The 24,520-nt window shown below is 39.9% G+C and carries 23 protein-coding genes and 1 riboswitch; of the genes, 22 read left to right on the top strand and 1 reads right to left on the bottom strand.

Annotated elements, in window-relative coordinates; translation table 11 throughout:
• Window positions 1-23 precede the first annotated feature (23 nt).
• The 13 genes from zapA to AC1Q59_RS16245 all read left to right on the top strand — a co-directional run bounded on the left by zapA (window position 24) and on the right by AC1Q59_RS16245 (window position 15,232).
• Window positions 24-284 (top strand): cell division protein ZapA, encoded by a 261-nt coding sequence (zapA, locus tag AC1Q59_RS16305; protein ID WP_492366908.1) that lies wholly within the window; start codon window positions 24-26, stop codon window positions 282-284.
• Between the two features lie 7 nt (window positions 285-291).
• Window positions 292-834, top strand: coding sequence for a CvpA family protein (locus AC1Q59_RS16300; protein ID WP_492366907.1), 543 nt, complete (start codon window positions 292-294; stop codon window positions 832-834).
• 114 nt (window positions 835-948) lie between these two features.
• Window positions 949-2,661 carry a DNA polymerase/3'-5' exonuclease PolX gene (gene polX, locus AC1Q59_RS16295; protein ID WP_492366906.1) on the top strand — a complete coding sequence of 571 codons (1,713 nt, stop codon included), beginning with the start codon at window positions 949-951 and terminating at the stop codon, window positions 2,659-2,661.
• Between the two features lie 144 nt (window positions 2,662-2,805).
• The gene (locus tag AC1Q59_RS16290; RefSeq protein WP_492367079.1) at window positions 2,806-5,160 is read left to right on the top strand and encodes an endonuclease MutS2; all 2,355 of its coding nucleotides are present in this window, start codon (window positions 2,806-2,808) and stop codon (window positions 5,158-5,160) included.
• 18 nt (window positions 5,161-5,178) lie between these two features.
• Complete coding sequence (locus tag AC1Q59_RS16285; protein ID WP_492366905.1) at window positions 5,179-5,586, top strand: DUF350 domain-containing protein; 408 nt, start codon at window positions 5,179-5,181, stop codon at window positions 5,584-5,586.
• A gap of 299 nt (window positions 5,587-5,885) precedes the next feature.
• Complete coding sequence (locus AC1Q59_RS16280) at window positions 5,886-7,586, top strand: long-chain-fatty-acid--CoA ligase (protein ID WP_492366904.1); 1,701 nt, start codon at window positions 5,886-5,888, stop codon at window positions 7,584-7,586.
• A 249-nt stretch (window positions 7,587-7,835) separates the two neighbouring features.
• Window positions 7,836-8,417: a fatty acid metabolism transcriptional regulator FadR gene (gene fadR, locus AC1Q59_RS16275; protein ID WP_492366903.1), complete on the top strand. Its 582-nt coding sequence runs from the start codon at window positions 7,836-7,838 to the stop codon at window positions 8,415-8,417.
• 60 nt (window positions 8,418-8,477) lie between these two features.
• Window positions 8,478-9,251, top strand: a complete 774-nt coding sequence (locus AC1Q59_RS16270) for an enoyl-CoA hydratase (protein WP_492366902.1) — start codon at window positions 8,478-8,480, stop codon at window positions 9,249-9,251.
• Window positions 9,252-9,301: 50 nt separating this feature from the next.
• Window positions 9,302-10,075, top strand: coding sequence for an electron transfer flavoprotein subunit beta/FixA family protein (locus AC1Q59_RS16265; protein WP_492366901.1), 774 nt, complete (start codon window positions 9,302-9,304; stop codon window positions 10,073-10,075).
• An 85-nt stretch (window positions 10,076-10,160) separates the two neighbouring features.
• On the top strand, window positions 10,161-11,138 hold the full coding sequence (locus tag AC1Q59_RS16260) for an electron transfer flavoprotein subunit alpha/FixB family protein (protein ID WP_492366900.1): 978 nt from the start codon (window positions 10,161-10,163) through the stop codon (window positions 11,136-11,138).
• 179 nt (window positions 11,139-11,317) lie between these two features.
• Window positions 11,318-11,632, top strand: coding sequence for a thioredoxin (gene trxA / locus AC1Q59_RS16255; RefSeq protein WP_492366899.1), 315 nt, complete (start codon window positions 11,318-11,320; stop codon window positions 11,630-11,632).
• A gap of 150 nt (window positions 11,633-11,782) precedes the next feature.
• The gene (uvrC, locus tag AC1Q59_RS16250; protein WP_492366898.1) at window positions 11,783-13,555 is read left to right on the top strand and encodes an excinuclease ABC subunit UvrC; all 1,773 of its coding nucleotides are present in this window, start codon (window positions 11,783-11,785) and stop codon (window positions 13,553-13,555) included.
• Between the two features lie 56 nt (window positions 13,556-13,611).
• Window positions 13,612-13,791: riboswitch (Lysine riboswitch) on the top strand.
• A gap of 211 nt (window positions 13,792-14,002) precedes the next feature.
• The gene (locus AC1Q59_RS16245; RefSeq protein ID WP_492366897.1) at window positions 14,003-15,232 is read left to right on the top strand and encodes an aspartate kinase; all 1,230 of its coding nucleotides are present in this window, start codon (window positions 14,003-14,005) and stop codon (window positions 15,230-15,232) included.
• An 80-nt stretch (window positions 15,233-15,312) separates the two neighbouring features.
• Here AC1Q59_RS16245 and AC1Q59_RS16240 read toward each other — a convergent pair whose 3' ends face one another.
• Window positions 15,313-15,765 (bottom strand): YslB family protein, encoded by a 453-nt coding sequence (locus tag AC1Q59_RS16240; RefSeq protein WP_492366896.1) that lies wholly within the window; start codon window positions 15,763-15,765, stop codon window positions 15,313-15,315.
• 375 nt (window positions 15,766-16,140) lie between these two features.
• Between AC1Q59_RS16240 and AC1Q59_RS16235 the strand changes: the two genes are divergently transcribed.
• From AC1Q59_RS16235 to AC1Q59_RS16195, 9 genes are all read left to right on the top strand, one after another.
• Entirely contained in the window at window positions 16,141-16,749 is a 609-nt protein-coding gene (locus AC1Q59_RS16235) for a succinate dehydrogenase cytochrome b558 subunit (RefSeq protein ID WP_492366895.1), read from the top strand.
• Between the two features lie 79 nt (window positions 16,750-16,828).
• Complete coding sequence (gene sdhA, locus AC1Q59_RS16230) at window positions 16,829-18,580, top strand: succinate dehydrogenase flavoprotein subunit (RefSeq protein WP_492366894.1); 1,752 nt, start codon at window positions 16,829-16,831, stop codon at window positions 18,578-18,580.
• A gap of 21 nt (window positions 18,581-18,601) precedes the next feature.
• Window positions 18,602-19,363 (top strand): succinate dehydrogenase iron-sulfur subunit, encoded by a 762-nt coding sequence (gene sdhB, locus AC1Q59_RS16225; protein WP_492367078.1) that lies wholly within the window; start codon window positions 18,602-18,604, stop codon window positions 19,361-19,363.
• A 120-nt stretch (window positions 19,364-19,483) separates the two neighbouring features.
• A complete protein-coding gene (locus AC1Q59_RS16220; RefSeq protein WP_492366893.1) occupies window positions 19,484-19,948 on the top strand; it encodes an acyl-CoA thioesterase in 465 nt (154 codons plus the stop codon).
• Between the two features lie 142 nt (window positions 19,949-20,090).
• Window positions 20,091-20,315 carry a helix-turn-helix domain-containing protein gene (locus tag AC1Q59_RS16215; protein ID WP_492366892.1) on the top strand — a complete coding sequence of 75 codons (225 nt, stop codon included), beginning with the start codon at window positions 20,091-20,093 and terminating at the stop codon, window positions 20,313-20,315.
• A 223-nt stretch (window positions 20,316-20,538) separates the two neighbouring features.
• The gene (locus AC1Q59_RS16210) at window positions 20,539-20,994 is read left to right on the top strand and encodes a MarR family winged helix-turn-helix transcriptional regulator (RefSeq protein ID WP_492366891.1); all 456 of its coding nucleotides are present in this window, start codon (window positions 20,539-20,541) and stop codon (window positions 20,992-20,994) included.
• Window positions 20,995-21,004: 10 nt separating this feature from the next.
• The gene (racE, locus tag AC1Q59_RS16205) at window positions 21,005-21,799 is read left to right on the top strand and encodes a glutamate racemase (protein ID WP_492366890.1); all 795 of its coding nucleotides are present in this window, start codon (window positions 21,005-21,007) and stop codon (window positions 21,797-21,799) included.
• Window positions 21,800-22,290: 491 nt separating this feature from the next.
• Entirely contained in the window at window positions 22,291-23,430 is a 1,140-nt protein-coding gene (locus AC1Q59_RS16200; protein ID WP_492366889.1) for an IS110 family RNA-guided transposase, read from the top strand.
• 222 nt (window positions 23,431-23,652) lie between these two features.
• A partial coding sequence (locus AC1Q59_RS16195; protein ID WP_492366888.1) for a transposase occupies window positions 23,653-24,520 on the top strand: 868 nt, incomplete at its 3' end.

Here is a 24,520-nt window from a genome sequence, read left to right as displayed (position 1 = left end):
CTGTAAGAATGGAGGCTTAAAAGGTGTCCGAGTCTAAGAAAAACCGCATAAATGTTGATATTTATGGACAGCAGTATGTTATCATTGGCACTGAAAGCCAAAGCCATATCCGGCTTGTTGCCTCAATGGTTGATGAGAAAATGCGTGAGATCAGCTCGAAGAATCCCTATCTTGACAGCAGCAAGCTGGCTGTTCTGACAGCAGTTAACGCGATTAATGATTATATTAAAATGAAAGATCAATTGGAACTGCTTGAAAATGAATTAAAAAGAGTAAAGGACTGAATAAGTCATGCTTGACCTAGTCATTTTATTAATATTGGTGTTTGGTTTTTTTATTGGTTTAAAAAGAGGTTTTATTCTGCAAGTTATCCACTTAGTCGGCTTCATTATTGCCTTTATTGTTGCTAATATGTATTATCGTGAACTTGCCCCGAAACTAACCTTATGGGTTCCTTACCCAAGCTTTGGCTCTGATGCGTCTATGAAAATGCTATTTGATCAGCCAGATCTTGAAAATGCCTACTATCGCGCCATAGCCTTTGTCGTGATTTTTTTTGCTGTCAAAATCGTTCTGCAAATAATCGGCAGCATGCTTGATTTTGTAGCTAACCTTCCGATTATCAAACAGCTTAATGTTTGGGCTGGCGGAATTTTAGGATTGGTTGAAGTCTATCTTATCATTTTTATTCTATTATACATAGCTGCATTAGTACCAATAGATTTTATCCAGTCAGCTGTGAATGATTCGTTTTTGGCAAAAGGCATTATTAAAAACACGCCAATTTTCTCGCAGCAAATTAAAGAGATGTGGATTGAATATACCGCTTCCTAACTTCTCTAATAGCAGAGAAGTTTTCTTTTTAACTTTATTCAACAGAATTTGATAAAGGAATTAAAGGAAACAATACATATATGACAAGTTTTTTTCAAAAAAGAAGGTGCAAAGATGACTGTGCGTAAAAAAGATGTTGTGCGGATATTGGAAACGATTGCAATTTATATGGAGCTAAAGGGTGAAAATACATTTAAGGTTGCGGCATTTAAAAAGGCAGCAGCAGCGCTTGAAATGGCAGAACAGAGCCTTGAGGAGATATCAGATTTTACGGCAATCCCTGGTATTGGGAAAGGTACATCATCTGTAATTGAAGAGTACATCAAAGAAGGCAGCTCGACGGTCTTGCATGATTTAAAAGAAGAGGTGCCTAAAGGACTAATCCCGCTCTTGCAGATTTCTGGCCTTGGAGGCAAAAAAATTGCTAAGCTATACAAGGAACTGAAAATCGAAAATGCAGCAGACCTTGAAAAAGCCTGCCGGAATCATCAGGTCCAGGGCCTTGCTGGCTTTGGAAAAAAGTCGGAGGAAAAAATCCTTGCTGCACTCGAAGGAGCTGGCGGAAGGCCGGAACGTCTGCCAATCGCCTATATGCTTCCAATTGCGAATGAGATAGAATCTGCTTTAGAGCAAATGGAAGGCATTGTACGATTTTCCCGTGCAGGAAGCCTAAGAAGGGTAAGGGAGACAATCAAAGATTTAGACTTTATTATATCTGCTGAAAATCCTTCAGTGGTAAAGGAAAGTCTGCTAAAGCTGCCGAAAATCAAAGAAGTTATTGCAGCTGGAGACACAAAGGTATCTGTAACACTCGAATACAGCTATGATGTATCGGTTGATTTTCGCCTTGTAAAACCGCATGAATTTACAACAACTTTGCACCATTTCACGGGTTCGAAGGAACATAATGTAAGAATGAGACAGCTGGCCAAGGAACGCGGCGAAAAGATTAGCGAATATGGGGTCGAAAATACAGAAACCGGAGATATTAAGACGTTTACCTCTGAAGGGGAATTTTATTCTTATTTCGGATTGCCGCTCATTCCTCCCGAAATACGCGAAGATGGCAAAGAAGTGGAGGAATACTCCGCTGATTTAGGGCTGATTGAGCTTGCGGATATTAAAGGCGATCTCCATATGCATACAACATGGAGTGATGGAAGTTTTTCCATTGAGGAAATGGCCGAAGCCTGCAGACAGCGCGGATATAAATATATCGTGATTACAGATCACTCACAATATTTGAAGGTAGCCAATGGGTTAACACCTGAACGCCTTCTTCAGCAAAAAGAAGAAATAGCCCGCGTGAATGAGCTCTTTGATGATTTCACCATCTTCTCCGGCGTTGAGATGGATATTCTGCCTGATGGAACATTGGATTATGATGATGAATTGTTGGCAGAAATGGATTTTGTCATCGCGTCTATCCATTCCGCATTTTCGCAGCCAAAGAAAAAAATCATGGAGCGTCTTATAACCGCTTTAAAAAACCCTCATGTCGATATGATCGCCCACCCGACAGGAAGAAAGATTGGGATTAGGGACGGTTATGAGGTAGATATGGACATGTTAATTGAAATAGCAAAAGAAACAAATACCTGTTTAGAGCTGAATGCTAATCCAAACCGTCTTGACCTTCATTCACAAAACATCCGTAAGGCACAAGAGGCTGGAGTCACCATTGCAATAAATACCGATGCGCATCATATAGCTGAGCTGCAAAACATGGAAATCGGAGTTTCCACAGCCAAAAAAGGCTGGATCAAAAGAAGCTCGGTACTCAATGCCATGGGCCTGGAAGAATTCAAGGTATTTTTGCGCCGTTAACGCTTTAAAGCACCGGGGGCCTGACCCCCAACAAGATAACGCGTTAAAGTGTCGGGGGTCTGACCCCCGGTGCGTTAAATGGATAAAGTAAAACCCAGTGACAGCAGGTTATGAAACGTGAATAGATTTGGAGGGATTGTCCTCATGCAGGAACGTATACTGAAGGTGCTTGAGTTTCATAAGGTCAGGGAACAGCTTCTTGAGCATGTTTCCTCTTCTTTAGGAAAAAGAAAAGCAGAAGAACTGGTTCCATCTACAGACTTTGATGAGGTTGTGAGGTGGCAGGAAGAAACAGACGAAGCGGCAAAGGTTCTGCGCATAAAGGGGAATGTGCCCCTTGGCGGCATATTTGATATCCGTCCGCATGTGAAGCGTTCAGTTATCGGGGGAATGCTGAGCCCCCATGAATTGATCCAGACAGCAAGCACCATCCATGCCAGCAGACAAATAAAAAGATTTCTTGAGGATTTTGCTAATGATCATGATGAAATCCCCATTTTAATAAGCTATGCAGATCAGATGGCCGTTTTAGCAGATCTGGAAATGATGATTAAAAATGCTATCGATGATAATGGTGAAGTGCTCGACAGTGCAAGTGTGGCTCTTAGAGGGATCAGAAGCGGCCTGAGGACAAAGGAAGCACGTGTCAGAGAAAGACTAGAAAGCATGATCCGTTCATCGAATGCTCAAAAAATGCTCTCCGATGCGATTATAACTATCCGTAATGACCGTTTTGTTATCCCGGTTAAACAGGAGTATAAAGGACATTACGGGGGAATTATTCACGATCAGAGTGCCTCTGGCCAAACGTTATTTATTGAACCGCAGTCCATTGTTCTTCTGAATAATGAGCTCCAGGAGCTGCGGGTAAAAGAAAAGCAGGAAATCGAAAAGATTCTTATCGAGCTTTCTGCAAGAGTAGCAGAGAATGCAGAAGAATTATCAATTATAGTGGATAGCTTAGCCCAAATAGATTTCATGTTTGCCAAAGCGCGCTATAGCAAGCAGATCAAAGGATCAAAGCCTGAAGTAAATAATGAAGGCAGAATTGCTTTATTCAAAGCGCGGCACCCGCTTATTCCTATGGATGCAGTTGTTGCCAATGACATTGCCCTTGGCAAAGACTATACAACCATTGTCATAACTGGGCCAAACACAGGCGGAAAAACCGTTACACTAAAAACGGTTGGTTTAAGTGTTTTAATGGCCCAGGCCGGGATGCAGATCCCAGCTCTCGATGGATCGCAGACAGCCGTTTTCGATGCAGTCTATGCGGATATTGGCGACGAACAATCGATTGAGCAAAGCTTAAGTACTTTCTCTTCCCATATGGTCAATATTGTTGATATTCTTAAAAACCTGCAATACAACAGCCTGGTCCTGTTTGATGAGCTCGGTGCTGGAACGGATCCGCAGGAAGGTGCAGCGCTGGCCATATCCATTTTGGATGAAGTATATAAGCGTGGAGCAAGGGCAATTGCAACGACTCACTATCCAGAATTAAAAGCTTATGGCTATAATAGGGATGGAGTCATAAATGCCAGTGTAGAATTTGATGTCGACACACTTAGCCCGACCTACAAGCTCCTGATTGGCGTCCCAGGCCGAAGCAATGCATTTGAAATCTCCAGGAGATTGGGCTTAAATGAAGACGTGATCAATACAGCTAAATCCTACATTAGTGCAGACAGTAATCAAGTAGAGAATATGATTGCCTCTTTAGAAGAAAGCAAAAAACAGGCTGAAGCTGAGCATGAGGAAGCTAAAGACTTCTTAAAGAGTGCAGAAATGCTTCATAAGGATATGCAAAAGCAAATGATGGAGTTTTATGAATACAAAGATGAGCTCCAGCAAAAAGCGGCAGACCAAGCATCCGATATTATCGAGAGGGCAAAGGCAGAAGCAGAAAAAATTATTCGTGACCTTCGCAATATGCGGATTAAAAAAGCCGCTGAAGTCAAAGAACATGAACTCATCGAGGCTCGAAAGCGATTAGAAGAAGCTGCGCCGAAATTTAAAAAGCCGAAAAGCTCAAGCGTTAAAAAAGAAAAACGAACATTCCAGCCTGGTGATGAGGTTAAGGTGCTTAGCTTTGACCAAAAAGGCCATCTGATTGAAAAGACATCGAATAATGAGTGGCTTGTGCAAATCGGCATATTAAAAATGAAAGCAGCAGAAAAAGATCTTGAATTTATTAAGAGTCCAAAGCCTGTAGAAACAAAACCAATTGCTACGGTAAAAGGCAAGGACTTTCATGTCAGCCTTGAGCTTGATCTTCGCGGCGAAAGGTATGAGGATGCTTTGCTTCGCGTGGAAAAATATTTAGATGATGCCTTGCTCGCAGGCTACCCCCGTGTTTCAATTATTCATGGAAAGGGTACAGGAGCATTAAGACAGGGCGTTCAGGAATTTTTAAAGAATCATCGAAGGGTAAAAAAATACCGATTTGGCGAAGCGGGTGAAGGCGGATTAGGCGTGACTGTCGTTGAGTTCAAATAATGGGCGGGGAGAAACAAGATGAACAATTTTTGGGAAAATGAATTCGTTCAGACTGCGGGTTATTATAGTGTTGTCATCCTATGTATGGTGGTGTTTCTGGCCATTTTTGAGTTGGTCACTAAATATCGCAACTGGGAGGAAATCAAAAACGGGAATTTAGCAGTTGCTATGGCGACCGGGGGAAAGATATTTGGCATAGCCAACATCTTCAGACACTCTATTCTGCATAATGATTCCCTGCTGACCATGATCAGCTGGGGTGTTTTTGGCTTTTTCCTATTAATAATTGGTTATTTTATTTTTGAGTTTCTTACACCGAAATTTAATATAGATAAAGAAATTGAAAATAATAATAAAGCTGTTGGGTTGATTTCTATGATTATTTCCATTGGCCTGTCATATATAATTGGCGCTGGGCTGTCATAAGGGAGAGATTTCGAATGGAAAAGCTGGCCAAGGTATTACTCGTGCTTTGCGGTTTATTTATATTAATTGGAGCAATTTATTTAATTTTTATCGCATAAAAAGCTATATCGAAATAAATTCAGTGAAAAAGTCGCCTTTTATATGAAGGCGATTTTTTGCGTTTTACATGGACAAAGCCTAAATAAATAATATAAGTGCAAAGTCTTATTCTAATTGTCATGCATTCTTCATTATATTATAATAGGAATGAACAATTAGAATGTTCAAAATATTACACCTATAATAAAGGAGGGAATGTTTTGGCAAATAAACCATGGCTTCAGCATTATCCGGAAGAAATCCCCTCAACTTTGACATATACAAACCAGCCGGTTCAGGAGTACCTGAAAAAGACGTCAGAGAAACATCCTGATAAAATTGCAGTTCATTTTATGGGAAAGGAATTCACTTTCCAATACATTTATGAATCCTCTCTAAAACTAGCTTCCTACCTTCAGGAAATAGGCGTTGAAAAAAATGACAGGGTAGCCATCATGCTGCCGAACACCCCGCAAGCGGTTATTAGCTACTACGCCATTTTAATGGCTGGGGGAATTGTTGTCCAAACCAACCCGCTTTATATGGAGCGGGAGCTTGAGTATCAAATGAAGGATTCGGGCGCAAAGGTCATTATAACAATGGATATTCTTTTTCCAAGGGTATCGAAAGTAAAGCCGAAGACAAATCTGCAGCACATTATTGTAACCGCTATCAAGGATGCCCTTGCGTTTCCTAAAAATCTGATCTATCCATTTATTCAAAAGAAACAGTATGGATTGGTTGTGAATGTACAGCATGAGGGACAAAACCACCTTTTAAAGGAGATATTAAGGCTGCCTATCCGTGATTTAAAGGAATATGATTTTGATTTTGAAGAAGATTTGGCATTGCTGCAATATACTGGCGGAACGACAGGGTTTCCTAAAGGTGTCATGCTGACGCATAAAAATCTTATTGCCAATACGTTTATGTGCAAGTCCTGGCTTTATAAATGCAAACCGGGAGAAGAAATCGTTCTAGGTATCCTTCCTTTCTTCCATGTTTACGGAATGACGACCGTTCTCATATTATCTATTATGGAAGGATATAAGATGGTCCTTATGCCAAAATTCGATCCTGAATCTACACTTAAGACGATACAAAAACAAAGACCAACTCTTTTCCCAGGTGCGCCAACGATTTATATTGGATTGCTGAACCATCCGGATTTGAAAAAATATGATTTATCATCGATTGACTCCTGTATCAGCGGATCAGCCGCGCTGCCTTCTGAGGTGCAGCAGAAGTTTGAGGAAGTTACAGGAGGAAAGCTTGTGGAAGGCTATGGTTTAACAGAATCTTCCCCTGTCACACATGCTAATTTTCTTTGGGATCGCCCGCGGGTAAAGGGAAGTATTGGTGTTCCATGGCCGGATACAGAGGCAGCTATTTTTTCTATGGAATCCAGCGAGCCCCTTCCTCCAGGTGAAGTCGGGGAATTGGCTGTTAAAGGCCCGCAGGTCATGAAGGGATACTGGAACCGCCCTGAAGAGACGGCTGAAACATTAAGAGATGGGTGGCTGCTGACAGGCGATCTTGGCTATATGGATGATGACGGCTATTTTTATATCGTCGACAGGAAAAAGGATATGATTATTGCCGGGGGATATAATATTTATCCTCGTGAAATTGAAGAGGTGCTATATGAGCATCCTGCGGTTCAAGAAGCAGTTGCTGCAGGGATACCTGATCCATATCGCGGAGAGACGGTTAAGGCTTATATTGTCTTAAAGGAAGGGACTAATGTAACAGAGAAAGAATTGAATGAGTTTGCCAGAAAGCATTTAGCTGCCTACAAGGCCCCGCGGGAATACGAATTCCGTGCAGAACTTCCGAAAACAGCTGTCGGAAAAATCCTTCGCAGAGCTTTAGTAGAGGAAGAGAAAAAGAAAATGAATGAGGAAGATGAAAAGTGGGCTTAATATTTGAGACCGATTGCCTCGGCTCTTTCTTTTTGCAAAATGGGGCTTGTCTAAATTTTTTCACTAATGTCATAATATAATTACGGCAAAAATAAAAGGAAGCTTCTTGACAGAATTAATTTTCAAAACTATTATAAAAATATGAATGATTATTCATTCATCAAATGTCTGAAAAATTATTATTATATAAAAAATAAAAATTATATTCGATTTTCAGTTGCTTATGCTTTTCTGAAAGAGGAGGGAAATATGAAAAAAAACAAACCGAAATACCGGCAAATCATTGATGCAGCAGTTATTGCTATAGCCGAAAACGGATATCATCAGGCGCAGGTATCAAAGATTGCCAAACAGGCGGGAGTCGCCGATGGAACCATTTATTTGTATTTTAAAAATAAAGAAGATATTTTAATTTCTCTCTTTCAGGAAAAGATGGGTAATTTTGTTGAAAAAATTGAAGAAAAAATAGCAGGAAAAAACAAAGCGGCGGAGAAGTTATTATTGATGGTAGAAACTCATTTTCAAATGCTCTCGGAGGATCGGCACCTCGCAATTGTAACTCAGTTGGAATTAAGACAGTCAAATATTGATTTGCGCCATAAAATTAACGATGTACTAAAGGGATATCTCTCTTTAATAGAGCAGATTTTAAAAGATGGTAAAGAAAGTGGCGAGTTTTCTCCAACACTGGATGTTAGGCTGGCCCGTCAAATGATATTCGGGACAATTGATGAAACAGCCACCACATGGGTGATGAATGATCAAAAATATGATCTGACCGATTTAGCTGTCCCCATTCATCAGTTGCTTCTTAAGGGCTGCGGAAACTAAGAATTGCACAAGATGCCTCCGGGAAGACAGAGAAAAATTACTGGCAAAGGGGGATGGAGGGTGGAATACTTACAGTGGAATTCCCAAGACATGGTTGCTACTATCACTATTGACAGGCCACCAGCAAACGCACTTTCTTCCGGGCTTTTAAAAGAACTGTCAGCTGTACTGGATGAAATGGAATCTGATGATGGAATCAGGGTCATATTAATTCACGGAGAAGGCCGCTTTTTCTCAGCTGGTGCCGACATTAAGGAATTCACTGCAATGAATAGCGGAGAGGAATTTTCGAATCTATCAGAATTAGGCCAAAGTCTTTTTGAAAGAATAGAAACGTTCCCAAAGCCAATTATTGCGGCGATTCATGGAGCTGCCCTTGGCGGCGGTCTTGAGCTTGCCATGGGGTGCCATATTCGGCTAGTTGCAGAAAATGCAAAGCTTGGGCTTCCCGAGCTTCAGCTAGGCCTGATTCCTGGATTTGCCGGAACTCAGCGTCTCCCGCGTTATGTAGGTGCAGCAAAGGCTGCAGAAATGATGCTGACCAGTGATCCGATCACTGGATTAGAAGCAGTTCAATATGGACTGGCTAATCATGCATTTCCCGAAAGTGAGCTTTTAAGCAATGCCTATAGTATGGCTAAGAAAATGGCCAAGAAAAGTCCTGTTTCAGTGAAAGCGGCTATTCAGCTTTTAAATTATTCGAAAACTGACAAATTTCATACTGGTGTGAAAAAAGAGTCCGAGCTTTTTGGAGAAGTTTTTGTTTCGAAAGACGGGAAAGAGGGAATTGCTGCCTTTATTGAAAAAAGGGAGCCCCATTTTACCGGAGAATAATATATTTTTACAATCTTGTAAAATAGGAATCTACAAATGGAGGGGACATTATGAACATCTATGTATTAATGAAGAGAACTTTTGATACTGAGGAAAAAATCACGATTGCCGGCGGACAAATTAATGAAGAAGGCGCAGAATTTATCATTAACCCTTATGATGAATATGCAATTGAAGAAGCAATTCAGGTTCGTGACGAGCATGGCGGTGAAGTAACTGTCATTTCTGTAGGCAATGAAGAAGCAGAAAAGCAGCTTCGCACAGCTCTTGCAATGGGTGCAGACAAAGCTGTTCTAATTAATACTGAAGATGATGTTGAAAATGGTGACCAATTCACTACAGCAAAAATTTTGGCTGAATACTTAAAGGATAAAGATGCAGATCTAATCCTTGGAGGTAATGTAGCAATCGATGGCGGCTCTGGCCAGGTTGGACCTCGCGTAGCTGAGCTTCTTGGTATTTCCTATGTAACTACGATTACAAATCTTGAGATTTCTGGCGATACTGCTACTGTTGTTCGAGATGTTGAGGGTGACTCCGAAACAATTGAAACAAAGCTTCCTCTTCTTGTAACAGCACAGCAAGGATTAAACGAGCCTCGCTATCCATCTTTGCCAGGCATTATGAAGGCAAAGAAAAAGCCGCTTGAAGAGTTAGAGCTGGATGATCTTGATTTAGATGAGGACGATGTAGAAGCTAAGACAAAAACAATCGAAATCTATCTTCCACCTAAAAAAGAAGCAGGAAAAGTGCTTGAAGGCGAGTTAGCAGATCAAGTAAAAGAATTAGTAAATCTTCTTCATACTGAAGCGAAGGTTGTCTGATTAGGAATCTATCCATTCGTTTATCATATAAATTTTGCGATTTTTAAAACGGCTCAATTCAAAATTTACGCAGGGGGTAAGACATATGGCTAGAAAAGTATTAGTGTTAGGTGAAGTCCGTGACGGATCATTACGAAACGTATCCTTTGAAGCAGTTGCAGCAGCAAAGACATCTTCTGAGGGCGGAGAAGTTGTTGGTGTACTAGTTGGCGAGTCTGTAAGCGGACTTGGCGCAGAATTAATTCAATACGGTGCTGACCGTGTAGTTGCAGTTGAAGATGAAAAATTAAAGCAATATACATCAGATGGCTTTTCACAAGCACTTTTAGCTGTTATTGAAGCTGAAAAACCAGAGGGAATTATTTTTGGCCATACTGCACTAGGGAAGGATTTATCTCCTAAAATTGCAGCAAAACTTGGCTCTGGTTTAATTTCCGATGCAACAGGTCTTGAAGTCTCTGGCGGAAATTTAGTTTTCACTCGTCCTATTTATTCCGGTAAAGCATTTGAAAAGAAAATTGTTACAGATGGAATTGTATTTGCAACAATCCGTCCTAACAACATTGCTCCTTTAGAAAAGGATGAAGCTAGATCTGGCGATGTTTCCACACTTTCTGTTGAAATTAAAGATTTGCGTTCTATTGTTAAAGAAGTTGTACGCAAGGCAAGCGAAGGGGTAGACCTTTCTGAAGCGAAGGTAATCATTGCTGGAGGCCGCGGAGTAAAGAGTGCTGAAGGTTTTGAACCATTAAAAGAGCTAGCTAACGTATTGAATGGTGCGGTAGGAGCTTCCCGCGGTGCGTGTGATGCTGATTACTGCGATTATTCACTTCAAATTGGACAAACAGGTAAAGTAGTTACACCGGATCTTTACATTGCTTGCGGAATTTCCGGTGCTATTCAGCACCTTGCTGGAATGTCCAACTCAAAGGTTATTGTAGCTATTAATAAAGATCCAGAAGCAAATATCTTTAATGTAGCCGATTACGGAATTGTAGGAGATTTGTTCGAAGTCGTTCCAATGCTTACTGAAGAATTCAAAAAGCTTTTAGTTAATGCATAATTAATAAAAGATAGGGCGGCTTACCTTGCCGCCTTTTTTGCTAATTATTTAGACGTTTCTATTTGAATAGGAAGCCCTTAGAAGGGGAAATTACTTTTAGGGCAAATTATTAGCAACATTACATAAACGATGATATACTGTCGTTAGAATTGAATGATACTTTAGGAGGGCATATAATTATGGCTATTACACATGCTACAGATCAAAACTTTTCATCTGAAACAAGTTCAGGAGTCGTTTTAGCAGACTTTTGGGCACCATGGTGCGGACCTTGTAAGATGATTGCTCCAGTTTTAGAAGAATTAGATGCTGAAATGGGAGACAAAGTAAAAATCGTAAAACTCGATGTTGACGATAACCAAGAAACAGCAGGAAAATTCGGAATCATGAGCATTCCAACTTTATTAGTCTTCAAAGATGGCGAAGTAGTCGATAAAGTTGTCGGATTCCAGCCTAAAGAAGCACTTGCTGAACTTCTTTCCAAGCATGCATAATAAAAAGTAAACTTTTGTGTTTACAATGTTATAATTACCTTAAACCCCCGGTTATTTTAGACCGGGGGTTTTATAAGATTTATACCTATATATTTTATTAAGCGGAAATCCACTCCGGTTGCTGATTTTCCCTTTTGGAAGTGAAAAAATATGAACGAAATCATAAAGAATAAACTTATGCTTCTTCCGGGGCAGCCTGGCTGCTATTTAATGAAGGACCGTCAAGGGACCATTATTTATGTTGGGAAAGCCAAGGTTTTGAAAAATCGCGTCAGATCTTACTTTACTGGCTCGCATGATGGAAAGACACTAAGGCTTGTCAATGAAATTGAAGACTTTGAATATATTGTGACTTCCTCTAATGTGGAAGCGTTAATCCTTGAATTAAATTTAATTAAAAAGCATGATCCGAAGTATAATGTCATGCTAAAGGATGATAAAAGCTATCCGTTTATCAAGCTTACCAATGAAAGACATCCCCGGCTTATTACAACGCGAAAGGTAAAAAAGGATAAGGCAAAATACTTTGGGCCCTATCCAAATGTTCATGCAGCCAATGAAACGAAGAAGCTGCTTGACCGTTTGTACCCATTGAGGAAATGTACCACACTTCCAGATCGGGTCTGCCTTTATTATCATTTAGGGCAATGTCTTGCACCATGTGTAAATGAAGTCTCTGAGCAAGAATATAAGAAAATGACAGATGAAATTGCACGTTTTCTTAACGGCGGATACAAAGAGATTAAAAAAGATTTATCAGAGAAGATGCTTGCAGCCTCCGAAGAGCTTGATTTTGAAAAGGCAAAAGAACTAAGGGACAAAATTGCACATATTGATGCAACCATGGAAAAACAGAAGATTGTCACAACGGATTTTACCGATCGGGATGTCTTCGGTTATGCGGTTGATAAAGGCTGGATGTGTGTTCAGGTCTTTTTCATCAGACAAGGGAAGCTGATTGAACGTGATGTGTCGATGTTTCCGATCTATAATGAATCTGAGGATGAAATATTGACCTTTTTAGGACAGTTCTATACTAAAGCCAATCATTTTAAGCCACGGGAAATTCTAATTCCCCATTCGGTTAATGAAGAAATTGCTGAGAAAATCCTGGACACCAAGGTGTTAAAGCCACAACGGGGACAAAAAAAGGATCTTGTCGAGCTTGCCTGCAAAAATGCAAAAATTGCTCTGAAAGAAAAATTTTCATTAATCGAACGGGATGAGGAAAGAACGATTAAAGCGGTCGAAAATCTAGGATCAAAGCTTGGAATCTATACACCTCACCGTATTGAGGCATTTGATAATTCAAATATTCAAGGGACAGACCCTGTCTCAGCGATGGTTGTCTTTATTGATGGAAAAGCGGAAAAACGGGAATATCGGAAATATAAAATTAAATCTGTTCAGGGACCTGATGATTATGAATCAATGAGAGAGGTTGTCCGCAGAAGATATTCTCGAGTCCTCAAAGAAAATTTGCCGCTTCCAGATCTAATTATTATTGATGGAGGCAAAGGACATGTCGAATCGGTGAGAGATGTTCTTGAGAATGAACTTGGACTAGACATTCCAATCTCAGGGCTTGTTAAGGATGAAAAGCACAAAACCTCACAGCTTCTTTACGGTAATCCCTTGGAAATCATTCCTCTTGGGCGAAATAGCCAGGAATTCTATTTGCTGCAAAGAATACAGGATGAAGTCCACCGTTTTGCGATAACGTTTCATCGTCAGCAGCGCGGAAAAAATGCTTTTCAATCGCTGCTTGATGACATTCCTGGTATTGGGGAAAAGAGAAGGAAGCTGCTTTTAAAAACATTTGGATCGGTAAAAAAAATGAAAGAGGCTGATGCAGAGGAATTTAAGAAATTAGGGCTTCCGGCAAATGTGGCTGAGGAGCTAAAGAAAAGGCTGCTGGAATAGCTTGTTAAAATAATAATATCGTGGTATAATTATGAAAATTCAATATCACTGTAAAAAGTGAAGGTAGAGGTGCGAACTTCAAAAGTAAAAGCTTGGAGAAGAATGAGCTTCAATGAAAAGCTTTGAAAGGGAAGGTTGCCGAAGTGGAGAAAGTCTCATCACTTTCTTAGCTGGTTTTGCATTGAATAAGTGCAAGATTGTCAAAACGAAAATCGTTTTGGAGAGCTATCTCACTGTGTAAGCGGGTGTTCTTTTTTTGCACATAACCTACACAGCAATGGGATAGCTATCTCATTGCTTTTTTTATTGCTCTAAAAAGGTTTTCTTTATTTTGGATGTGCAAACAAGCGCACTAATCCAAGCAAATCTTAATAATTTGCATAAATAAATGTTGAAAGCTGTTTTAGACTAGTACATTCACGCTTTTATATGAAAAGAGGGGAAATTGTGGGATTAATTGTACAAAAATACGGTGGAACATCAGTTGGAAGTACAGAAAAAATTCAGCGTGTTGCAAGCCGTGTCATTGAAGAAAAGGTAAAAGGAAATGATGTAATCGTTGTTGTTTCGGCCATGGGTAAATCAACCGACCAGCTTGTAGAGCTAGCAAAGGATTTAAGCACACATCCCAATCGCCGCGAGCTGGACATGCTACTGACAACGGGAGAACAAGTAACAATTTCTTTGCTTGCGATTGCATTGACTGAAAAAGGATATCCTGCTATTTCGATGACAGGCTGGCAGGCAGGAATAAAAACTGAGCCTGTGCATGGCAACGCGCGCATCATTGATATTGATGCAACAAAGGTACAGAAGGAATTAAACCAGGGGAAAATTGTTGTTGTTGCTGGGTTTCAGGGAATTACCGAAGATGGGGCGATTTCTACACTTGGCCGCGGAGGGTCCGATACAACGGCAGTTGCACTAGCTGCAGCCCATAATGCTGAAAAATGCGAGATTTATACAGATGTTACGGGTGTTTTTACAACAGATCCCCGTTATGTAAAAAATGCGAGAAAGCTATTATCTATTTCTTATGATGAAATGCTTGAACTGGCACATCTTGGGGCTGGCGTACTCCATCCAAGAGCAGTTGAGTTTGCTAAAAACTATCAAATTCCATTAGAAGTTCGTTCCAGCAGTGAAAAGGAAGCAGGAACAATGATTGAGGAGGAAGCATCAATGGAAGAAAACCTTGTCGTTCGCGGGATCGCTTTCGAAGACAATATAACACGAGTTACAGTATTAGGCTTGCCTAATTCAATAACAGCATTGCCGATTATTTTCTCTGCTCTGGCTAAAAATCATATTAATGTTGATATTATTATCCAAAATGTGTTGGAAGATCAATCTGGTAATCTATCATTTTCAATTAAAAAAGAGGATATGGAAGATACCATCAAGGTACTCGAAAGCTGCAAGGAACAATTGAAATATGAACGCATTGAATCAGAAACAGGGCTGGCAAAGGTTTCCATCGTTGGCTCGGGTATGATCTCAAATCCAGGGGTAGCTGCAGAAATGTTTGAGGTTCTGGCGGCAAATGGAATTGGAATTAAAATGGTTAGTACATCTGAAATTAAGGTGTCAACAGTTATTGAACAGGCGAAAATGATCAAAGCAGTAGAAGTGCTGCACGATGCGTTCCAGCTCTCAGGAATTTCTGTACAATCCTAAAATCCGTAAGAACATAAATTCCATGTAAAAGGCATTACACAAAAATGCTTTTTACATGGAATTGGTTTGCTATGATGTGGTCATAGCCAAGCGGTATCTTTGGGATCCCACTTAACAGTAAAGGTTGCTGTTAAGCTTCTTTTGCGGGGATGCTCGAACGCCTCGCAGACAAAGCCTTTTTGGCTTTCTATTTGCTGTGCAATAAAACCTGCTTCAAGTTTGCAGTGGAAATGTGCATGATCTTTCATGCGTTTTTCAATGATTGAGCCGGAAAGCTCGAAGGTCAATTCGTCTTTTGTTTCTTTTACAATGGATAGTCTTCCCCATGAGGCTTTTTGAAAGAAGGAAATGATGTCAGAAACAGATTCTAAGGGATACTTCCGGGCCAGTCTTTTTCCAGCCCAATATAAAATCTCCGGGCCATCTGGTCCAAGAAGGTCATGAAGGAGAACTTCACGAATTAAATCGTATCCAAAAATAGAAACGCCTTCAGTCAGCTCTGGCTCTATTTGCTTTGCTGTTAGTTCGCTCATTTGTCCTCTCCTCTTTTTCGGTCTTTTTATATTATAAACAAAATGCCGAAAAAGGAGGTAGATAAACTTGCAAAAAAAAGGTGTTTATTAGTAAAGGGAAGTTTCTATATTAGGATAATTTTAGAAAAGGCAAACTCTAGAAAAATTAAACATATTTTCTTTTTTTTCATGATATCAATATATTTTAAAGATTTTCTCTTTTATGTAGGTTTTTATCGAAACGTTGCCTTGACGCTCTAAAGGGTTGGGAGTAAAATGGACATGTCACATAATTGTAAGAATATGAACAGAAAGTTCATGAAGATGTCAAGGTTGAACATTCTATTACATAAAAAGGGAAGCCTTTTCATCTTGAAAAATTTAGGGGGGTAAATTATGGCGGGTAATCGTGAATTTTTGAGTCGCAGACTGCATTCATTGCTGGGTGTTATCCCTATTGGAATCTTTTTGATCCAACACCTTGTCGTGAATCACTTTGCAACAGGAGGAGAGGAGTCGTTTAACAAGGCATCAGAATTTATGGGCAATCTTCCATTCAAAATAGTTTTGGAAACCTTTATTATCTTCTTGCCTATACTATTCCATGCTATTTACGGTCTTTATATTGCTTTTACCGCAAAGAACAATGTTAGCAAGTTTGGTCTATTCCGTAACTGGATGTTTGTACTGCAGCGTGTATCTGGTGTAATTACGTTTATTTTCATCGTATGGCATGTTTGGCAGACACGTGTACAGGCAGCGTTTGGTACTGAAGTTAATTTCCAAATGATGGAGAATATTTTATCCAATCCAGCAATGCTTGTTTTCTATCTTGTTGGTATTATTTCAACAATTTTCCACTTCTCAAACGGTTTATGGTCATTCTGTGTGTCTTGGGGTATTACAGTTTCACCTCGCTCACAGGTCATTGCAACATATGTTACAGCATTAGTATTTGTCGCTTTATCAATCGTAGGTGTTCGTGCGATTTTTGCATTTATTTAATATAAAAATTTCAAACTACTTTTTTGTTCGGCAATTGTTGAACTTATAGATGTACAAATGATTACGGGAGTGAGTCACAATGAGTAAAGGGAAGGTCATAATTGTCGGCGGCGGTTTAGCCGGATTAATGGCAACGATTAAAGTCAGTGAATCAGGAACCCCGGTTGAATTATTTTCATTAGTGCCGGTTAAGCGTTCTCACTCTGTTTGTGCCCAAGGCGGGATTAACGGAGCAGTTAATACAAAGGGTGAAGGAGATTCTCCTTGGATCCATTTTGATGATACTATCTACGGCGGAGACTTCCTGGCTAACCAGCCGCCTGTAAAAGCAATGTGTGAAGCTGCACCAGGAATTATCCATTTATTCGACCGTATGGGTGTTATGTTTAACCGTACGCCTGAAGGTCTATTAGACTTCCGACGCTTTGGTGGAACACAGCATCACCGTACTGCTTTTGCCGGTGCAACTACTGGACAGCAGCTGTTATATGCACTTGATGAGCAAGTACGCCGGCAAGAGGTTGCGGGTCTTGTAACGAAATACGAAGGCTGGGAATTCCTAGGAATTATTAAGGATGATGATGGTGTTTGCCGCGGTATTGTTGCGCAAAACCTAACATCAATGGAAATTAAATCCTTCTCTGCTGATGCAGTAATCATGGCATCAGGCGGCCCTGGTATTATCTTTGGTAAGTCAACAAACTCCATTATTAACACTGGTTCTGCTGCATCTATCGTTTATCAGCAAGGTGCTACTTATGCAAACGGTGAGTTCATTCAAATTCACCCAACAGCAATCCCTGGGGACGACAAACTGCGCCTGATGAGTGAGTCTGCCCGCGGTGAAGGCGGACGTATTTGGACTTATAAAGATGGTAAGCCTTGGTACTTCTTGGAAGAAAAATATCCAGCATACGGAAACTTAGTACCACGTGATATTGCAACACGTGAAATTTTCCATGTCTGTGTAGATGAGAAATTAGGAGTTAACGGTGAAAACGTTGTCTACCTTGACCTTTCTCATAAAGATCCGCATGAACTAGACGTTAAGCTAGGCGGAATCATTGAGATTTATGAGAAGTTCACTGGTGATGATCCACATAAAGTGCCAATGAAAATCTTCCCTGCTGTTCACTATTCAATGGGCGGTCTGTGGGTTGACTATGAACAGCAGACAAGCATTCCAGGTTTATTTGCTGCTGGTGAATGTGATTATTCACAGCACGGTGCAAACCGTTTAGGTGCGAATTCCCTGCTCTCAGCTATTTATGGCGGAATGGTTGCTGGTCCAAATGCGGTTAAATATGTTGAAGGACTTGAGAAAACAACTGATGCATTATCTTCATCATTATTTGACCAGCATACAAAAGATCAAGAAGCTAAATGGAATGATATCATGTCAATGGATGGAAATGAAAATGCATACGTTCTTCACAGAGAGCTTGGAGAATGGATGACAAACAATGTGACCGTTGTTCGTGAAAACAAAAAGCTTCTTCAAACGGATGAAAAAATTCAAGAGCTTATCGAGCGTTATCAAAATATTAATATCAACGACACTGCAAAATGGAGCAACCAAGGTGCTGCATTCACTCGTCAGTTGAAAAACATGCTTCAATTAGCGCGTGTAATTACAATCGGAGCGTATAATCGTAACGAAAGCCGCGGTGCTCACTACAAGCCAGAATTTCCTCAGCGTAATGACAAGGAATGGCTAAAAACAACAATGGCTTCGTTTACAGGGGAAACAACAGCTCCTTCATTTAATTATGCGGAGGTCGATATTTCTTTAATTAAACCGCGTGAGCGTGACTATACAAAAAAACATTAAATATGAAAGGGAGAGTAAATGATGAGTGACAAAAAAACAATTCGCTTCATAATAACTCGTCAAGACAATCCAGAATCTGCGCCCTATGATGAGGAGTTCGAAGTACCATATCGTCCGAACTTAAATGTCATTTCGGCTCTTATGGAAATTCGCCGTAATCCAGTTAATGTAAAGGGCGAAAAAACAACTCCTGTTTCGTGGGATATGAACTGTCTGGAAGAAGTGTGCGGTGCATGTTCAATGGTCGTCAATGGCAAGCCTCGCCAATCTTGTACTGCCTTAGTTGACCAATTAGAGCAGCCAATTCGCTTAGCACCAATGCGTACGTTCCCAGTGGTGCGTGACCTGCAGGTTGACAGAAGCAAAATGTTTGATTCCTTGAAAAAGGTTAAGGCTTGGATTCCAATTGACGGAACTTACGACCTAGGCCCTGGACCACGTATGCCTGAGCCGAAACGCCAATGGGCATATGAACTATCAAAATGTATGACTTGCGGTGTTTGTTTGGAAGCATGTCCAAACGTAAACAGCAAATCTAACTTCATGGGACCATTCGTATTTAACCAAGTGCGCCTATTTAATGCACATCCGACTGGTTCAATGAATAAAGCTGAACGTCTAAATGCCTTTATGGATGATGGCGGTATGCAGGGATGCGGTAACTCCCAAAACTGTGTGCAATCCTGTCCAAAAGGGATTCCTATTACGACATCTATTGCTGCAGTTAACCGTGATGCAACCATTCAAGCGTTTAAAAACTTCTTCGGAAGCGATAATGTCTAATAGAAAAAAAGCCCTCTCCTTTGCGAAAGGGCTTTTTTTCTATTCAAACAGCTGAAAGTGACATATAATAAAACAGAATATGAATGGTTGTTCATTATTGAACTTAGGAGGAAGAGAGAATTGCCGAAAATAAATTATATTTCAGACATTGCCCAGTGGGAAAAGGAATTTCAATTTTCTTCCCCTGTAAAAGTGCGCTTTTCAGAGACAGATATGTTCGGACATTTAAATAATACGGTCCCTTTTACTTATTTTGAGCTGGCAAGGATTGAATTTTTTAAACATATAGGATTCATGCAAGACTGGCTAAAAACAGATAATGAAACGATACCGGTTGTTGCCGATTTGCAATGCGACTTTTTGCAGCAGGTCTTTTTTGATGAAACCATCCATGTTTATGTAAAGGCAAATTCTGTTGGTACATCTTCCGTCGATTTGCATTATATGGGGAAGAGGCAAAATGGGAATATTTGCTTTACGGGAAGAGGGACCATGGTGCAAATTTCTAAAAAAACCGGAAAAGGCGTTCCGTGGTCAGATGATATGAAGAAATTAATGGAAAGCAGTGTAGAGGTACGGCTTTAAAAGTAAAATTTTTTAAATATTTTCCTGCCTCCTTTAAGGATATGCAGTCACTTAAGGACATTGGTATACATATGATATGGTGACTAAATATATACCCATCCCAAAGTTCATAGCTGGCGAAAGGCAAGGAGGGTTACAATACTTGAAGGAGAACGAATTTACTCACAAGCCATTACTCACCAAACGAGAAAGAGAAGTATTCGAACTGTTAGTCCAAGACAAGACAACAAGAGAAATCGCTGGTGAATTATTTATAAGCGAAAAAACGGTTCGAAATCATATTTCAAATGCCATGCAAAAATTAGGGGTCAAAGGTCGCTCCCAAGCTGTTGTTGAATTACTGCGCATGGGTGAACTAAAGCTGTAAAAACAAAACCGGCTTCCAAATTGGAGAGCCGGTTTTGTTTTTGTTTAAATGTTAATTTTAACACCTTTGTTGATTGGAGCGGAATCAACATTCTGTAAATCCATATCGCAATTGGATCTTGAAATTAAGTCGAAAAAAGGCGAAAATAAATGGAACAGGAATTTTCGAATGTCTTTTCATAATATGAATAGGGATCGAATATGTAAAAGTGGGAGTTGTTTTGATGGGGCTTGCAGATGAAAATACAAACAAAGAAAATTTTGTTCCAATTATTGAAAAAGAACTTAGATATATATCTGGAATCATTAAGCAAAAGGGCCGTGAAATATTAAGTGATTACAAGATTACTCCGCCCCAATTTGTGGCACTGCAATGGCTTCATGAAGAAGGAGATATGACTATTGGGGAGCTTTCAACGAAAATGTATCTTGCATTCAGCACAACTACAGATTTGGTTGATCGCATGGAAAAGACAGCGCTTGTTAAGCGGATTAAGGACCCCAAAGATCGCAGAGTGGTCCGTATTCACCTGTTAGAAGAAGGTGAGAGAATTATAGCAGAATGCATTATCAAACGCCAATTATACTTAAAGGAAGTTCTTGAGAATTTTTCTGAGGGTGAAGTGGAACTTCTAAATAAAAGTTTAATTAAATTACATCAAGAAATGCGCGGAGAATGAGGCGGTTTATTTGAACAAACCAATTGGGATTATTGACTCTGGAGTTGGCGGATTGACTGTAGTTAAAGAAGTCATTCGCCAGCTGCCTAATGAAAATATTGTTTACCTTGGAGACACAGCCCGCTGTCCCTACGGACCAAGGCCAGGCGAAGAAGTAAAAGCCTTTACCTGGGAATTGACGAAATTTCTGCTGACAAAAGAAATTAAAATGCTGATTATTGCATGCAACACAGCCACAGCTGTTGTATTAGATGAGATTCGCCAGCAGCTTCCTATACCTGTTCTTGGAGTTATCAGTCCGGGAGCCCGAGCAGCAATAAAAAGAACAGAAAATAATATTATTGGTGTGATCGGGACAGAGGGGACAGTAAGAAGCGCAGCATATGAGAGGGCATTAAAGCAAATTAATAAGCGATCTGTTGTCTACAGCCTTGCGTGTCCAAAATTTGTGCCGCTTGTTGAATCAGGAGAATATAGTGGACTTCTGGCGGAGAAAATGGTGGAAGAATCGTTGCTGCCGTTAAAAGATAAGGATTTAGACACACTTATTCTAGGGTGTACGCATTATCCTCTATTAGAGCCTCTTATTCAGAAGTCTATTGGCCCTGGAGTTAAGGTAATCAGTTCTGGTGACGAAACAGCAAGGGAAGCCAGCACAATCCTCTATCATCATCGAATGCTTAATCTAAGTGATCAGGAGCCTTCATATGACTTTTACACAACCGGTTCAACACAAATCTTTAAAAAGATAGCATCTAACTGGCTTAACATACCAATTAATCATGTTGAGAAAATAACTATTTAAAAGAGCTGCTTATAGAAGCGGCTCTTTTTTTATTATTTGCTCTGTTAAATTTGGCCGTTGATTTCCTCTCCAGGCGCTTCACTTTCCGGGGGGCGTTTTGCGAGCCTCCTCGGAGCGACCGCTCCTGCGGGGTCTCACTTCAATGCTGATCCCCCAGGAGTCTACGCGCCTTCCGCTCCAATCAACTAAGCGGTTAAAATCAACATTGCGCTTTAAAACAGTCTTATTTTTTATAAAAAACATTCATGATCTTTCGCTCACAACCCAGGAATGAAAATAGACCTCTCCCCCCATAATGTAGATAACACAAACAGTGAGTATATAACGTGGGCTTTAATGGTGGTTTTACCCTGAATAAAAAACTGTTGGAATGAATTTGGTGTACAACTCATTGTTAGCTCTCTCTTTCGAGAGATGACTACGAACAGAAAAATGTTTAATTTCAAATTCATTCCACTGTTTGTGGAATAATCTTAATGAAGGTGGATGAAGTGGAGACATTACACAAACGTTGTGCTGGTTTAGATGTACATTCAGAAACAATCGTAGCTTGTGTATTACTGGGTGATTCCGAAGCAGAAATAGAAAAGGAGATTGAAACTTTCCCAACTTTAACAAAAGATTTGTTTAGACTTCTTAAATGGCTCGAGGATAAGGGAGTTACTCACATTGCAATGGAAAGTACCGGAGTTTATTGGAAACCAGTTTATAACATATTGGAAGACTTTTTTGATATTACCTTGGCAAATGCCCAAAGAATTAAGAACGTTCCAGGTAGAAAGACAGACGTTTCAGATGCGGAGTGGATCGCCAAATTATTAAGGCATGGGTTAATTGAGAAAAGCTTTGTCCCACCAGAGGATTTCCGAAATTTGCGTGATTTGACTCGCTTAAGAAGGAAATGGATTGGGCATATGACGTCTGAAAAGAATAGAATTCAAAAAGTGTTAGAGACTTCAAACATCAAACTAGGCACCGTGATCTCAGATGTATTTGGTGTTTCTGGGAGAAAACTTTTGGAACAATTGATGTCCAATGGATTTATTGACCGAGAAGAAGTCGAGCAAAAAATTCACGGCAAAATGGCCCATAAAAAACAATTGATTACGGATTCCTTGTTCGGAACGTTAAATGACCATCAGCTTTTTCTTATCAAACAATCATGGATGCATATTGTCTATCTTGAAGAATTAATATTGGATATTGAGAAAAGAATAGACGAGATTTTGAAAAACTATCAGGAAGAATTACAACTTCTGATAACAATGCCAGGAATCAAGAAAGATACAGCAGCCGTTATCATTGCAGAAATAGGAGTAGATATGGGACAATTTCCAACCTCTAAACATCTCGCATCATGGGCAGGACTGTCACCTGGAAATCATGAAAGTGCGGGGAAAAGAAAAAGCACCAAAACGGTTAAAGGGAATCCCCATATTAAATCTGCATTATGCGAGGCTGCATGGGCTGTTTCAAGGAGTCGTAACAAGCGGTTGGGAATCAAATATTGGTCATTAGCTGCAAGAAGAGGAAAGAAAAAAGCACTCGTTGCCATCGGACATCGAATGCTTACAATTGTCTATCATATGCTTCAAAACAAAGAACCCTACCACGAGCCTACTGTAAATTAGCATTATAGACAGAATATAGAAAAGTTATTCGAGAAACCGTAAATTACGGTAGCTCTGCTTTCCTATTGTTAAAATTCAATTGTTAATTAGTTTTAACAATCGTTATTGATTTTAAACTAGAAATTATTTTCACAGAAAAAGTAAAAAAAGCAAACAAAAAAATCGCCCTTTTTAGTAAAATGTAAGTGACCAAACCAACATTTCAAAAAGGAGCGATTTTTTATGAGTAATCAAATGATCACTACTGAAAATTATACCACACAAACCAGCCTGCCTCTAGAAGTAAAAAAAGAGAACATTGTTTCTAAGAGACAGTCGGCCCCTACATTCAAACCCTACAATAACCGTCAGGTTCAAGCTATCTTCGATATCGAGGAACTGATACCCGAACACCATGTTGCCCGTGTCGTGGATGAAATGGTTGAGGCTGTACCTGATGAACAATTATTTTCTCATTATAAAGGTGGCGGACGAAGTTCCTTCCATCCTAAAATGATGCTTAAAATCATTCTTTTTGCTTATTCCCAAAAGGTTTATTCCTGCCGGGGAATTGAAAAACTTATCAAGGAAAACATCCCAGCTATTTGGTTGGCTGCGATGCAACAGCCCGATTTCCGTACAATCAATGAGTTTCGCGGAGAACGAATGAAAGCCTTAATGGACGAACTATTTGAAGCAATGATTCGTAAGTTGATAGATGAAAAGTACATAACCATGGAAAACTACTTTTTGGATGGCACTAAAATCGAAGCTGATGCCAATAAGTATTCTTTCGTATGGAAAAAAGCAACCTCAAAATTTGAAGCTCAATTAAAAGAAAAAATCCAAGAAACATTACAACACATACATGAATTAACACAATTGGAAGCCGGAACAAAAGAAGAAGAAACTGAACTAATGGAAGAAATCACAGTACAAGATCTAGAAGTGATCGCCAAAGAACTAGAAGAAAAAGTAGAAAGGTTAACGGAGAAAATAGAAAAGGAAACCGATACCAAACGCCGTAGGGATATCCGGCAAGAACGCAGTAAGTGGAAGAAGCCTTTAAAGATGATTCGGGAAAACTTCTTACCTCGGTTATCAAAATACA

This window comes from Cytobacillus sp. MT66, assembly GCF_058792595.1.
The sequence above is the reverse complement of the archived record's forward strand: the minus strand, read 5'-3'. Positions and strand labels throughout refer to the sequence as shown.

Bases quoted from the DNA above. Each gene is read 5' to 3' on its own strand.
- AC1Q59_RS16240 (WP_492366896.1), bottom strand. From the start codon at position 15,765: ATGAGCGAACTAACAGCAAAGCAAATAGAGCCAGAGCTGACTGAAGGC.
- AC1Q59_RS16260 (WP_492366900.1), top strand. From the start codon at position 10,161: ATGGCTAGAAAAGTATTAGTGTTAGGTGAAGTCCGTGACGGATCATTA.
- AC1Q59_RS16235 (WP_492366895.1), top strand. From the start codon at position 16,141: ATGGCGGGTAATCGTGAATTTTTGAGTCGCAGACTGCATTCATTGCTG.
- AC1Q59_RS16265 (WP_492366901.1), top strand. From the start codon at position 9,302: ATGAACATCTATGTATTAATGAAGAGAACTTTTGATACTGAGGAAAAA.
- fadR (WP_492366903.1), top strand. From the start codon at position 7,836: ATGAAAAAAAACAAACCGAAATACCGGCAAATCATTGATGCAGCAGTT.
- AC1Q59_RS16300 (WP_492366907.1), top strand. From the start codon at position 292: ATGCTTGACCTAGTCATTTTATTAATATTGGTGTTTGGTTTTTTTATT.
- trxA (WP_492366899.1), top strand. From the start codon at position 11,318: ATGGCTATTACACATGCTACAGATCAAAACTTTTCATCTGAAACAAGT.
- AC1Q59_RS16210 (WP_492366891.1), top strand. From the start codon at position 20,539: ATGGGGCTTGCAGATGAAAATACAAACAAAGAAAATTTTGTTCCAATT.
- polX (WP_492366906.1), top strand. From the start codon at position 949: ATGACTGTGCGTAAAAAAGATGTTGTGCGGATATTGGAAACGATTGCA.
- sdhA (WP_492366894.1), top strand. From the start codon at position 16,829: ATGAGTAAAGGGAAGGTCATAATTGTCGGCGGCGGTTTAGCCGGATTA.
- sdhB (WP_492367078.1), top strand. From the start codon at position 18,602: ATGAGTGACAAAAAAACAATTCGCTTCATAATAACTCGTCAAGACAAT.
- AC1Q59_RS16290 (WP_492367079.1), top strand. From the start codon at position 2,806: ATGCAGGAACGTATACTGAAGGTGCTTGAGTTTCATAAGGTCAGGGAA.
- AC1Q59_RS16285 (WP_492366905.1), top strand. From the start codon at position 5,179: ATGAACAATTTTTGGGAAAATGAATTCGTTCAGACTGCGGGTTATTAT.
- uvrC (WP_492366898.1), top strand. From the start codon at position 11,783: ATGAACGAAATCATAAAGAATAAACTTATGCTTCTTCCGGGGCAGCCT.